Origin of the sequence: Aliagarivorans marinus DSM 23064, assembly GCF_000429485.1 — a bacterium.
Taxonomy (GTDB): domain Bacteria; phylum Pseudomonadota; class Gammaproteobacteria; order Enterobacterales; family Celerinatantimonadaceae; genus Aliagarivorans; species Aliagarivorans marinus.
Window position 1 is genome coordinate 80,430 of the sequence record NZ_AUBY01000008.1, and the last position, 12,977, is coordinate 93,406.

The 12,977-nt window shown below is 51.5% G+C and carries 12 protein-coding genes; 5 read left to right on the forward strand and 7 right to left on the reverse strand.

The genetic code is table 11. From position 1 onward, the window contains the following. Positions 1–134: 134 nt before the first annotated feature. The 6 genes from ptsG to G461_RS0100385 all read right to left on the reverse strand — a co-directional run bounded on the left by ptsG (position 135) and on the right by G461_RS0100385 (position 7,057). The gene (gene ptsG, locus G461_RS0100360) at positions 135–1,565 is read right to left on the reverse strand and encodes a PTS glucose transporter subunit IIBC (RefSeq protein ID WP_026957251.1); all 1,431 of its coding nucleotides are present in this window, start codon (positions 1,563–1,565) and stop codon (positions 135–137) included. 308 nt (positions 1,566–1,873) lie between these two features. Continuing rightward, the gene (locus G461_RS0100365; protein ID WP_026970312.1) at positions 1,874–2,893 is read right to left on the reverse strand and encodes a MalM family protein; all 1,020 of its coding nucleotides are present in this window, start codon (positions 2,891–2,893) and stop codon (positions 1,874–1,876) included. Positions 2,894–3,237: 344 nt separating this feature from the next. Beyond that, the gene (locus tag G461_RS0100370; protein WP_026970313.1) at positions 3,238–4,185 is read right to left on the reverse strand and encodes a MalM family protein; all 948 of its coding nucleotides are present in this window, start codon (positions 4,183–4,185) and stop codon (positions 3,238–3,240) included. A 168-nt stretch (positions 4,186–4,353) separates the two neighbouring features. Beyond that, positions 4,354–5,574: a maltoporin LamB gene (gene lamB, locus G461_RS22765; RefSeq protein WP_035478734.1), complete on the reverse strand. Its 1,221-nt coding sequence runs from the start codon at positions 5,572–5,574 to the stop codon at positions 4,354–4,356. Between the two features lie 396 nt (positions 5,575–5,970). Further along, a complete protein-coding gene (gene truC, locus G461_RS0100380; RefSeq protein WP_211236229.1) occupies positions 5,971–6,747 on the reverse strand; it encodes a tRNA pseudouridine(65) synthase TruC in 777 nt (258 codons plus the stop codon). Further along, on the reverse strand, positions 6,740–7,057 hold the full coding sequence (locus tag G461_RS0100385; protein ID WP_026970315.1) for a YqcC family protein: 318 nt from the start codon (positions 7,055–7,057) through the stop codon (positions 6,740–6,742). Before G461_RS0100385 ends, truC begins: the two co-directional genes overlap by 8 nt. A gap of 100 nt (positions 7,058–7,157) precedes the next feature. On the opposite strand from G461_RS0100385, the gene G461_RS0100390 reads away from it, so the two are divergent. From G461_RS0100390 to G461_RS0100400, 3 genes are read left to right on the forward strand one after another with little or no spacing between them, the layout of a single operon-like run. Continuing rightward, entirely contained in the window at positions 7,158–8,207 is a 1,050-nt protein-coding gene (locus G461_RS0100390; protein WP_026970316.1) for a DUF3549 family protein, read from the forward strand. Positions 8,208–8,218: 11 nt separating this feature from the next. Beyond that, positions 8,219–8,509 (forward strand): hypothetical protein, encoded by a 291-nt coding sequence (locus G461_RS0100395; RefSeq protein ID WP_026970317.1) that lies wholly within the window; start codon positions 8,219–8,221, stop codon positions 8,507–8,509. A 3-nt stretch (positions 8,510–8,512) separates the two neighbouring features. Beyond that, on the forward strand, positions 8,513–9,286 hold the full coding sequence (locus G461_RS0100400) for a Zn-ribbon-containing protein (protein WP_026970318.1): 774 nt from the start codon (positions 8,513–8,515) through the stop codon (positions 9,284–9,286). Here G461_RS0100400 and syd read toward each other — a convergent pair. Further along, on the reverse strand, positions 9,276–9,806 hold the full coding sequence (gene syd / locus G461_RS22770; RefSeq protein ID WP_051333243.1) for a SecY-interacting protein: 531 nt from the start codon (positions 9,804–9,806) through the stop codon (positions 9,276–9,278). The genes G461_RS0100400 and syd overlap by 11 nt on opposite strands. A 64-nt stretch (positions 9,807–9,870) precedes the next feature. Here syd and queF point away from each other — a divergent pair, with 64 nt between their 5' ends. Beyond that, positions 9,871–10,728: an NADPH-dependent 7-cyano-7-deazaguanine reductase QueF gene (queF, locus tag G461_RS0100410; RefSeq protein WP_026970319.1), complete on the forward strand. Its 858-nt coding sequence runs from the start codon at positions 9,871–9,873 to the stop codon at positions 10,726–10,728. Positions 10,729–10,733: 5 nt separating this feature from the next. Beyond that, complete coding sequence (locus G461_RS0100415; protein ID WP_157360186.1) at positions 10,734–12,923, forward strand: tetratricopeptide repeat protein; 2,190 nt, start codon at positions 10,734–10,736, stop codon at positions 12,921–12,923. The last annotated feature ends 54 nt before the right edge of the window (positions 12,924–12,977 follow it).

Sequence of the window (12,977 nt, forward strand, 5' to 3'; positions counted from 1 at the left end):
AACCAATATCAACATTTTGTGGCATAAACTGCCAGATATATTTACCAATTAGTCTGCCACGATCACAGTCCTTGGCAGGCTTCAGGCATAAAAAAAGGAGGCCTTAGGCCTCCTCATCAACTCATGAAAACCACTTAGTTAGTTTTCAGGAAGTTTTCCATATCAGTCTTCAGGTTGTCAGACTTGGTACCGAAGATAGCTTGTACACCTTGGCCAGCTACCACAACACCCGCTGCGCCCAGAGACTTAAGCTTAGCTTGGTCTACTGCGTCAACCGCTTTAACTTGGATGCGCAGACGAGTAATACAAGCGTCCAGGCTAACGATGTTTTCGCGACCGCCAAAGGCTTCAACCAGAGACTTGCTCATCTCGTCGCCTTGAACTTGTGCAGTCTCTTCTTCTTCATCTTCACGACCCGGAGTCTTCAGGTCGAACTTAGCGATTACGAAGCGGAACACTGAGTAGTAGATTGCAGCGTAAATCAGACCAATTACAGGGAACAGGAAGATCTTCTGTGAGTTGGCAGACAGAACGATGAAGTCAATCAGACCGTGTGAGAACGAAGTACCGTGTACCATGCCCAGGGTGTTGGTTACTACGAAAGCAGTACCCGCTAGCAGAGCGTGGATTACGTACAGTACTGGTGCTGCGAACAGGAATGCGAACTCGATGGGTTCGGTGATACCAGTCAGGAATGAAGTCAGTGCAGCAGAGATCATCACACCACCGATCTTGGCGCGGTTCTCAGGTTTAGCAGAGTGCCAGATAGCAACAGCAGCAGCAGGCAGACCGTACATCTTGAACATGTAACCACCAGCCAGCTGGCCGAAGTAGTGCATTTCAGCAGTACGAGAAGCCGCATCAGATTCGATGTAGCACTGTAGGATACCGTTACGTACTTCACCAGCAGCGTTCAAACACTCACCAGCTTGGTAGAAGAATGGAACGTTCCAGATGTGGTGCAGACCGAATGGAATCAGTGCACGCTCAACTACGCCGTAGATACCGAAAGCAACCTGTGGGCTTTGTACTGCGGCCCAGTGAGAGAAGCTATCGATTACTGAACCAATTGGTGGCCAGATGAACGACAGGATAATACCCAGGAAGATGCTCAGGAAGGCAGTGATAATTGGCACTGAACGCTTACCAGCGAAGAAGCCCAAGTAAGCAGGCAGCTGGATGCGGAAGAAGCGGTTAAAGGTCCAGGCAGCTACACCACCGGCCAGGATGCCGCCAAGAACACCGGTGTCGATGGCTTCAACGCCCATCACACCCGCCATTACGCTCAGGGTACCTTGTACAACACCGAAGCCTACGATCGCAGCCAGTGCCGCTACACCGTCGTTGTTAGTGAAGCCAAGTGCAACACCTACAGCGAACAGTAGCGCCATTTGACCGAATACCGCCATACCGGCTTCAACCATCAGTGCAGAGATAATCTCTGGCATCCAAGAGAAGCCGGCAGCACCGACCCCTAGCAAAATACCAGCAACCGGCATAACCGATACTGGTAGCATTAGTGCTTTACCAACTTTTTGTGCGTTGGCAAACAGTTTGTTTGACATAGTGAGCTCCTAAAGGGACGTCCAATCTAGAAAGTCTTTGGCTTACAGCCTAGACCAAAAAGGGCGGCTTGATTGTTTTTGTAATATCCAGCCACCCTCTGTAGATATTCGCCGCTAGTTTACGGCGATAAATGTCAAAAAAATGCGAGCTAGGACAAGTTAAACCTCTCATTTCGTAACGCTTTGTAACACGCCTAAACAGGCGTGCTACATAGCTGCATTTGCGTATTACAATGTTGTTTTACGCTACGTCAGATACACAAAAGGCCAGCTATTGCTAGCCGGCCTTTTTTAGAAATATAAAGCGTTTAGTAGTTTGAGTACGCTTTAATAAAGGTGCTCCGCGCAGATGCCGAACCCGCCGCCTCGGCTTCTTCAACCAAGGTCAGCGCACGATTCAGATCGCCCTGTTCCACATACTTCTGAATGAGCTGGTTATAGAAGGCCTCGGTCTCTTCCAACATCGAGCCAGTCGCAACAGTAGACTTAGCTTTTGGGCTAGTCGTTTGTGTAGCCGCGGCTGGCTCAGCTGCAGGCTTGGTCGCAGGCGCGACCGTCTCAGCAGCAACGGGAGCGGCCACTAGCACTGGACGGCTTGGATCCACCAACTCGCTGGTATTCGCAGCAATCACTTTGCTGTCATCCAGTGCTCGTCCGCCTCGGCCAAAATGCACACCGACCACACCTTGTGTGGCATGGGGGATAATCGGGTCTTTCAAACCCGTGGTGTTCATCCCAGAGGTCGAGCGTGACTCGAGCGTTGCCACGTGAGAAACATTGCTGGTACCTGCAACTAGCTCATCGGTGGTGTAGACAAGTAGGTACTTCTCATTGGTTTCTGGCGAACCGGTTCGACGAAGGTTAAAGCTGGCCAATAAACGGTGTGGCTGATATTGCGTCTTCTCGAGGTAGTCGAAGTTCTCACCGGGTACCACACGTGTTACTTCGAAGTTTTCGTTAAGCATGGCGACTTTTGGCACAAACACCGATTGCTTGATTTCACTGGTTACCGTCACTGGCAGGTCTACGCTGCCTTGAGGGATCTCGTAAGCCAATAAAAAGCTCTTACCCGATGCAAACTCGAAACTCTGATTGCTGCTGCCTACCGTCTCTTTGAAAAAATAACTCTCGGGCGTAGCCAGGTAATTTATCTCTGATAGCGAGGTGCAACACGGAACAGACTCAGCCAAAGCCTTTTCATCTTGAACTCGGAACCCAAACAACTCGGTGCCGCCGGGAACGGAACTGAGTATCTGCTGATTTTGCTTTGAAGAACATCCTGAAATAATCGCTGGAACCAGCACAATCCATAACCATTTGCGACTCACTACAATCTCCCTAACTAAATAAAAACTAACTCCCCAAGCTAGAATTTTGCTGCTAGCTTGGCTAGGGGCTCAGCTAATTGTTGTTAAGCGCAACCCAATTAAAGCCCCGCCATGAAACTTGTTTCATGGGTGATGATAAAATAAGAAACTCCTCTTTCTGAGCCCCGCACTATGACTTCGCTCGCTAATTGGCGCTTACACTTACATTCGTGACGAAAACTGAACCATTGCATCCTAAATTTTCTAAAGGAAGCGAATGAGTATTACCTTGTAAGAGATTGATACATATAGCAAAAAGGCCAAAGATAACCTTTGGCCTTTTGGGTTTTCACAGAATCTAGCGCTTAATTGGCTTTAACAGCTTCAATGAAAGTGTCACGTGCACTCTTCGAGCCAATACCCTCAGCTTCTTCCACTAGGGCCAAAGCCTTCGCAATGTCCCCTTCCGCGACGTAACGCTGGATCAGCTGATTGTAGAAGCTCTCGGCTTCAGTCAACCGTGCCGGGCTTATAACGGGCTCATCGGACGCCTCAGCTACCACCTCGGATGCAGCAACCGGAGCTAGCGCGGAGGCGGTTTCTAAAACAGTTACACCAGACTCCGCTACTTGTTTATTATTGGCGTCTATTGCCACCGACTTGGCTTCCGAGTCACTCCTTCCACCAAACAATGGACCGGATAACCACTCACGCGATTCCAGCGCGCCAAACTTAACCTCAACCACCCCCATTGCTGAGTGCGGGACATCAATGTTAGGAACTCCTGGGTCAGCTTTACTTGTCGCCTTCGCCTCAATCCTTGCCGGGTGGGTTACCTCAGTGCTACCGGATTTGAGCTGGTCAGTCGTGTAAATCAACAAGTAACGCTCTTTAGCATCAGGTAAGGCAACCCGACGTAAATTAAAACTGGTAACCAAACGATTAGGCTCAAAGCCCTTGGCTTCTCGATACATAAAATGCTCCCCTGGTACCATGCGAGTTACCTGAAACTGCTCGTTAAGCATCACGGCTTGAGGGGCAAATGTCGTTTGGTCAATTAAACTGGATATAGTAATAGGTAAGTTATCCGCACCATCAGGAATCTGATACGCCAGTACAAAGCTTGCTCCAGAGACGAACTCGAAGCTTTGACGATTCTCGTCTAAAAACTCGTCCTGATGATAGTTCGCTGAGACACTTTTATAAGTGAGCTCGGATAAAGTAGAACAACACACCCCGCTCTCAGCCAAAATACCATCAGCTTTAGAAGGGGAAACATACACAACACTGCTGTCAGATGTTAAATCCAGCATGCGAGTTCCGCGGCTAGCAGAGCACCCTGAAACAATTACTGGCACAAGCAGAATCCAAAACCAATTCCGACTCACTGTTATCTCCCTGTAGAAAAACGAAAAGACCCCAAAAATATGTCTTTTTAGGGGTCTTTGCTAGTACTTCAAACGATTAACATCGAATGAGGCTTACCACCAACCTTCAACCTGAGCACCGAAGGTCACTTCGCTATCATCCCAGTTGTCTTGGTCTAGGTAGCTTGCGAAGATGCGGATTTCTGGACGAGCCCAGAAGCCTTTACCCATGCCCCAAGCGTGAGCAATAGTAACTTTGGTTTGGTCTACATTGTCCAACCAATCCGCTTTTTGATTTGCGTATCCTAGCTCAGCGATAACTTTGCCGTAGTCACTGTACTTGTAAACTGGACGCAGTACAGCATGCCAAGTCTCAACATCTTTGTTTTGACCATCCCACATGTCAGAACCAGTTGAGTAACCGAAGGTGTAACCAAGGTCGAAAGACTTGCTAGGAGAAATCACACCCCAGTTGAAGAAACGCCAACCATCAGCACCATCTTTAGCTTCTGCACCGTACCATGAACCATCACCTTGGAAAGCCATAGTCTTAGCGTAACCTTCTGTACCGTACTGAAGCACAAACTTGTTAAAGCCGTTCAGTAGACCACCTTGAGTCAGCACAGCAGTCAGCATGGTACCGTTTTTGTTAGTTACGTCACGGTTGTCTTTCTGATCTTCATCTGGGTTGGTGATTGCATAATCAATACCTAGTTCCAGAGAAGCGTTGTTCCACAGGTCGATACCTGCGTAACGCAGGTCAAGAACGTTTACATCCAAGTATTCGTCTTCGTTCAGACCTGCTGGGCAATCACCACCGGCACACTTACGGCTTGTTTTAACCCAAGCAGCAGACAGACGACCAGGACCAGCTTGTACGTTTTCGATACCGATACCTGGACCAGAGATGTTCCAGTAGTATTGGTCAGTAATATGAATATCATGACGCTGGTAGTAACGCTTACCGGCCCAAATAGTTTCAGTACCGCCTAGCAGACCCATTGCTTCTACGTTGAACTGAACTACTGCAAGGTCAGCTTCTTCGCCATTGATAGACTCCCAACCATCAGCTTGGTCAGCAGACAGAGCAACCATGGTGTTAAGTTTCCACTTAACTTGGTCCTTAGCGAACAACTCTTGGCTCAGGCCCCACTCACCGTATAGGTCAGTTTCATTACCTAAGCGACCTACCAAGTTCTTGTTGGTTGCAATCTGATTGCCGCCGTCGGCAGTAACGCCAACACCAGAACGGAAGTAACCATTAAATTCCACGCTCAATGCAGAGGTAGAAACAGTCGCTGCAGCCACTGCTAGCGCCAGTGCTTTTAATTTCATAATCCTAATCCTTTTCCTTTCGATTAATTATCCCTTACCCGATCAGTAAGAGTTAACGGTGCTTGTTTTGTAAGTGCTTGTATCCGTTAACTGAGGACGATTATAAGGAGGGGTTGGGCTGGCACTCCTTGAAGTCGGTCACGTTTTGTCTTTCGCTGTTTTGCACAAAAGTTCCATGGCATTTGCCATATAGAGACACCGATCACAAATAACATCAACTCAAAGAAACAACTTGAAAATGTTTTCAAGGGTTTCGCAAACGCTTTCAGGTGTAAACTTACTACATTTAGACCGATAGATTACTTGAAAACCCTTGCAGACCGGCCGCCACTGAAAGAATATTTCTTTGCGGTGAAAGGGTTTTCAATGACATTGGCATTTGCACAAAGTGTGATCTTAATCACTCAGCAATAGGGAACTATTCCAAGACAGCTGTTCTAAAACACGCTGCCAGCGGGGCGGAAGCGGTGACTTGCAGCTTACAATTTCGCCACTATAGGGGTGAGTAAAACGTAGTTGGTCAGCAAACAACCAAAGCCCCGGGTGACCCAATTCTCTGAATAAGCGATTGTGCTTGCCATCGCCATGAGTGGTGTCACCAATAATCGGATGGCTGATATGATGCATATGGCGGCGCAACTGGTGCTTGCGCCCAGTGAGTGGGTTCAGCCTTAGCAGGCTGTAACGAGAGGTGGGGAATCGCCCGGTGGAGTATGAGATCTCAGCCAGTGCTAAACCGCGATAATCGGTCACCGCAGGCTGCGCGTCTTTATCCTGCTGCGCCAAGGCATCGGTCATTTGGTCTTGTTCCTCAACCAAGGGGTAATCAAGGTGATGCTCCCCTTCTATATATCCACGCACAATCGCCACGTAAGATTTTGACACCTCGCGATTACTAAAGCACTCGCTGAGTTTGGCGGCGGCTTCCGATGAAAGCGCCATCACCAGCAAGCCGCAGGTGGGACGGTCAAGCCGGTGTACCGGATAGACATACTGGCCAAGTTGGTCGCGCAACAGCTGCATCGCAAACACTGTCGCCTGCTTAGCAATCCAGCTGCGATGCACCAACAAGCCCGCCGGCTTGTACACCACCACATAATGCTCGTCTTGAAAAACAATCGGCAGTGGGCCGTCAATCGGCTCCACCAAGTTTTGCTCAGTAAAATCACTCACCGGCGAAGCTCCGATCAAAGGATAAGATAAGCGCAAGCAGCTCGCTAACGTCCACCTCGCTATGCTTTAAGGCTTCTTCAGCATAAGGATGAATGGCTACCTTGCTGGGCAAGGCCTGGCCACTATCCAAAATGGCGTCCATACGTGGGATCAACACAAACTGTAACCATTGGGGAAAGCTTAAAGTGTCGACACAAAATGGCGCGACACTCTCCAACGCTTGCGCGGAAGGAGGCATGGGTTGCCATAACTGCAGGCGTTTGAGCTCAGCTTCGATGGCGCGGATCTGTAGGCGAATGGCTGTTGGCATGGGCGTAAAAAGCTCGGATGTTAGCAAACCTGCCCTATAGTTTGCACCGTTTGACAGAAAATTGGATACTTGCGCGTTTCAACATCCGTCAGGGAATACCATGCCGAGCAACATGCCGCCCTCTACACCAGAGCACAGCTTGACCGAGATACTCCAGCAATCCGGCAGCGATATCCACATCTATGAGATGGGCCGCCTGTTTCGCGAGATTGAACCTGAGGAGCTGTTGCAAATCGAGCGCGCCGAACGCCCCTACCCAGCGCCTATCCAACAGCATGCCAGTTTTGCCTTGGCTTTTTGGCAGCGCGTGCAGAGTCGCACGCCGTACATCTGGTTTCTGCGCTTCCCGGTGGATGAGCAAGGGTTTCTCAACTTGGGCTGCCGTGACCAGTTTATCGACCAGCTTAAGCAGGCGATGGGGCAACAGCTAGAGCGCCAGCTCACCGAGCAAGAGCAGCAACAGCTCGCCAACACACCCTATATCTTCAAGCCCTCCACCGAGAAGATGGCGCTGTTTCACGCCAGCTACAGCCGTAAATTGGATATGAGCGCCAGCCAAGGCTTTGAGCGGGTGCAGCAATACTTTCAGTCAGGCCGCTTTGAGCAATGGCAAAGCCTGCCACTGCAAGGTTTAGCCGATTTTGTGGTTAGACTCGACAGCAGCGAAATAGAGCAAAGTCTAATGGATGCCCTGCCCCGCCTGCCCGAGCAGATGTTCGAACAACTGGTGGTGTTGCTTGAGCATCAAGCCATCGGTAGCGCCCTCACCCAAGCGCTGGCGGCGCGCTTAACCAGCGAAGCAACGCACAGCAAGCAAGTGTTACTGCTGCGCGCCATGGCCAGCAGCAGCGAGACCGCCGTGGTCGAGCAAGCGCTCGATCAACTGCTTAGCCAAACAGGCTCAGAAGAGCTATTGATTGCAGTGGCCGGGCGCCTTTGGCCAGCCTTACAACAGCCAGCTCGATTAAAGCGTTTTCTGGAACTGCTCAGCGAGCAACATAACCCGGCGCTGTTTTATGCGCTATTTCGCGATCTGGTGGCGCTGCCGGACTTGCGCACTTTTGTGCTGGCAGTGCTGCGCGACAACGCTATCAGCCCGTCGCTCAAGGCCGCCATCCAGCAAATGACGCAACACGTTCAACAACATTAATAGGTATAGCTATGTCTCAGGAACTGGTATTACAGGCGATCAAAAGTCTGGTCGATGATGGGCATCAACCCACCTTGGCGCTGGTCAAATCTCGCCTGGCCAAACGCCTGCCCATGCCAATGGTTATCGAAGGGCTCAATGCCTACAAGCGCAATCCGAAGGTACTCGAGCAGCTGCCCGCCGCAGCCGCCGAGCAACCGGCCAGTGACAGCAACGAGCCTGTTCTAGCGCAGCGCGTCAGCCAGTTAGAAGCTCAACTGGCCGAGATGGTTGAACGTATAAAAAAACTGGAGCAGCAATAGCCGATGTATCAAGTAGAGCTGGTATTTGAGTGTTTTCGTGATACCACCATTAGCGCAGCCGAACGTGCGATCAACCACCTGTTAAACTGTTGGCGCTACAACGGTCAGGTACTGGGGCGAGAGTTACCGCTTATCCTCAATCAGGCCCAATTTGAGTGTCGGCTTATCTGCCCTGAGCAAGAAAGCCTGCATCCGCAGTTTAATAGCCCGCAAGTGAATCAGGCCCTCAGCCAGCTCAGCGATGCCGGCGTGCTACGCCCCAAGCAAAAGGTACTGGGTCGCGATCTCAACTCCGATGACATCGACACCTGTGACACTCGCCCCTGGCAGGTGCTCTATACCAGTTACCTGCAAGCCTGCTCACCGCTGCGCTGTGGCGAACACTTCACCCCGGTCCCGCTGTATCGCATTCCGGCGGTCGCCAATGGCGATCATAAGCAAGTGATTAAATGGCAAGAAGACTGGGCCGCCTGCGACCAGTTGCAGATGAATGGCAGCGTGCTTGAGCACAAAGCGGTGGAGCAATTGGGCTCACCGGGGACCCGCCTGTATCGGCGCGGCTGGGACCTGTGTAAACGCATCGAGTATCTCACCAAGATCCCCACCTACTTATATCTCTACAGGGTGGGAGGCGAAAGCCTCGAGTCGGAGCAGCAGCGCCGTTGCCCAAGTTGTGGCGAACCTTGGCCGCTAAACGAAAGCCAACATGATGTCATCGACTTTAGATGCGATAACTGCCGGCTGGTCTCCAACCTGAGTTGGGATTTTAAGAAGTAAGCTGAAGCTTTTGCAGGAACTCATCCAAGGACGGAGCCAGTACTTCCAGCACGCCTCGCCCAAGCTGTTCCAGCACCACTTCTCCGGTGTTGTTGAGCACCGAGATAACCTGCATCTCATCATCGGTGGAGGCGACAAATACACTCGGCGCCTGTTTTAGGCGCTGTTGCATCAGCAGGTGGCCGATCAGGTTCTCCAGCAAGTATTCAAAGTCCTGCTCGTTCCACACGGTCACCAGCTCCACCCGTTTATCTGCCCATTGCCCGACCACCTCGCCTGCAAAATAGCTTCCGTAGTAGCGCTTAATCTCGGCGCGCAGGGTCAGCTCCAGGGCCGATTCCACCCCAGAGAAATCCCCTACCTGCGGGCGCTTGTGGGCGCGCCAGTGTTGCGGTGTTGCTGCGTCGCTCAATTCGATACAGGGGGAGAGCCATTGCGGGTCATAGTCTTCAAGAGGTTGACTGCTGTTGGAAAGGCGTTCAAAAAACTGTTCAATGGGCCCTAAGGCGTGTTGGAGCATAGTTGCGAATCATTAATCTGTGGTATAACAAGCCTAACTAAATCTGAGCGTTACCACCACGACTATGGCAAATTCTTACGATACCAGCCCTGCCATTCAAGCCTTAAGCTTGGGCAAGAAAAGTGACTACATCAGTCACTACACCCCAGAGTTATTGCAAGCGGTTCCCCGCCAGCTTAATCGCGATGAGTTAAATCTCGACAGCGAGCAAGGCTTGCCCTTTGAAGGCTACGATCTGTGGAATCTCTATGAGCTCTCTTGGCTCAACGCCAAAGGCAAGCCGCAAGTGGCCGTGGCCAGTGTCAGCCTGCCTTGCGAAACACCTAATCTGGTGGAGTCCAAATCGTTTAAGCTCTATCTCAACAGCTTCAACCAAACCAAGGTAGCCAGCGAAACAGAGCTCGAACAGACCCTGAGCAAAGACCTGTCGGCCTGTGCTGGCGGCCCGGTTAGCGTTGAGATTCATGCCATCGACAGCCAGTTTGACGCCTCCCCGATGCCCGGTGAATGCATCGATGAGCTGGATATCGAAGTAGATAACTTCGCGTTTAATCCTGATCTGTTAGACGGCGCAGCGGCAGCGGGTGAGGAAGTAACCGAAACCTTGCACAGCCATTTACTTAAATCCAACTGTCTGGTGACCAATCAGCCAGACTGGGGCAGCATCTTGATTCATTATCAAGGGCAGCAAATCAACCGCGAAGCACTGCTGCGCTACCTGATATCGTTCCGCCAACACAATGAGTTCCACGAGCAATGTGTGGAGCGGGTGTTCTGCGACATCATGCGTTTTTGTCAGCCCGATAAGCTCACCATCTATGCCCGCTACACGCGCCGCGGCGGATTAGACATTAACCCGATGCGTAGCAACGACCCAGACTTTGTTGCCCAACTGGGTAACTGGCGTTTGTTGAGGCAGTAACCCACGTGATAGGTCGCTTAACTCTACTCTTGGCCAGCGTCTCACTGACGCTTTTCGCAGGCAATAGCATCGCCTTTGAATACGGGATACTGCGCGTTCCCAAATCGGTGGAAACGCTGCGCCATGATCTGCTGACTCGCCCACTGCTGTGCTTAGAGAAAATCGAACACGGTCTGGATGCAGCCAGCCAGTTAAGCGGCGACGCCTCATTTTACTCGGTCAAAGTACAGGTTGCGACCCAACAGATCGCCGCCTTGTGTGCCCAGCGCGCCGGCAAGCCGGTACTGGCGGAGCAATACATCGACCACTCGCTAGAGCTGGCGCAAACCCACCAAGCCTACCTGCTTCAGGGCAACTTGATTGCCGCATTGATTGCCGCGCAAGATCCCAACCAGTCGACCCATGCTCAAGAGCATCTCGACGCCGCCACCGAGATGGCGCAAAGCCTCAAGCACTATCCATTGCCCAATCTGCAGTTTCAGATCCAGCGCTTACAAGGGTTGCGCCATATGAGCATGGGGCAGTTCAACGAGGCCAAAAACCACCTGCTACGCGCCAAAGAAGAGGCCTATGCCTCACAAAGTGCCTTCTTCCGTGCCCGCGCCGAAGATTTACTCGGTCGCCTGTCGGTGCGCAATGATCAGCCTGAGCTGGCACTGAGTCACTTCAACGAAGCGCTGAACTTTATTCGCAGCGCCCAATCCGATGCCGAGCGCCTGCTGCTAAGCGAGATCAACGAAGAGGTCGCCGCTATCTACATGCAGCAGCAAGAGACCGATATCGCCCAGCAGTACCAAGAAAACGCCATTGAGCATGCCGAGGCACTGGGCAGCCCTCAGCTGCTCGCTCGGCAAATCGCCACACTGGCGGATATGGCAAGTCACACTAATCAGCAGAATGTTGCCATCGCCCACTTGTTTGTAGCCCGCGACTTTGCCAACCAAGCGCGGCTGTGGGAGATATCTGCCGATATCGAACACCGCTTGGCGCTTAACTATCAGGCGATTAACGACTACACCGCTGCCCTGCTGCATTTCGAAGTGGCCCGCGAGCTCTACCAACGACAGCAACAGCCCGATCTTGAACTCAATGTGCTGCTTGATTTAGGCCTATTGCATATCGCCAACGGCGAAGCGGGTCTTGCGATTTTGCAGCTAGAGCGCGCCGAACAGCTGGCCAACACTATGGGGCTGACGCCCAGCCACACTCGGGTGTTTAAAACACTGGCCGAGGCCTACGAGCAAAACGGCAACTTTGATCTGGCACTGGAGCACTACAAGCTATTCCATCAGCTGAGCTCCCAGTATCAGGAGATCCGCGCCAAATACAGCGACCAGCAGTTCAAGCAGCACTATCAATACATCGAGCAAGCTCATCAGCTCTCAGAGCTGACCCAAGAGAAAGCGGCGCTGCTGCAAAAAACCAGCTTCCAGCAGTTGATCCTCACCCTAAGTGCCGTGCTTATTGTGCTGTTGATCATGCTCTATATCAGCTCGCGTCAACGCAGCATCGCCCAAGGGCATCGCATGCGTAAGCTCAACCACCAGCTCGAGCGCAACCCGGCAACTGGCTACTACCAGCTGCACCACTGCAGCGATCCACTCAATATGCTCAAGCGCTATGCGCAGAACTCCAGCTTGTTTGAGGACCCGGATAACGACTACGTGCTGGCCCTGCTCACCATTGAAGCGATGGAGGCCGAACCACAGCGCGTGCTAGGCCAAGCCAAGCGCCAAGAGCTCTATAAACACCTGATAGAGAAGATCTTACAACCGGACAACAGCAACATCGCGGTTGGCCATCTCACCCATCGCACCTTGCTGATCTGTGCGCCCAAGAACGAACGTGACTGCGCCCAATGGTTTGAATATTGGCAGAGTCAGGCAGAGCTGTTCGCCGTGGAGAATCAACTCAAGGTAGTGCTTATCAGTGGTGGCTGTAATATGCCATTTTTAACTAAAGCTCGAGATGCGATTGACGATATAGAACTGGTAGAAGTCGCTTCTTTGGCCCAAGAAGCTGCCAAGCAGTTGGTGATAAAAAGTGGTCAAAGCGAGTGGCTGGAGCTCAATGCCATGAAAGACTCGCCAGTGGCGTTCTTCGGCAAGGATATTCACCAGGATGTGAAGCAAGCAATATCCAAAGGATTGGTCAAAATTTCGTGTTCTGGTGATAAAAGCAATATTAGTTGGTAAGCTTCAAGAGAGCGACATACAACTCTGTTGACTGCCTGACGGCCATGCTATGCT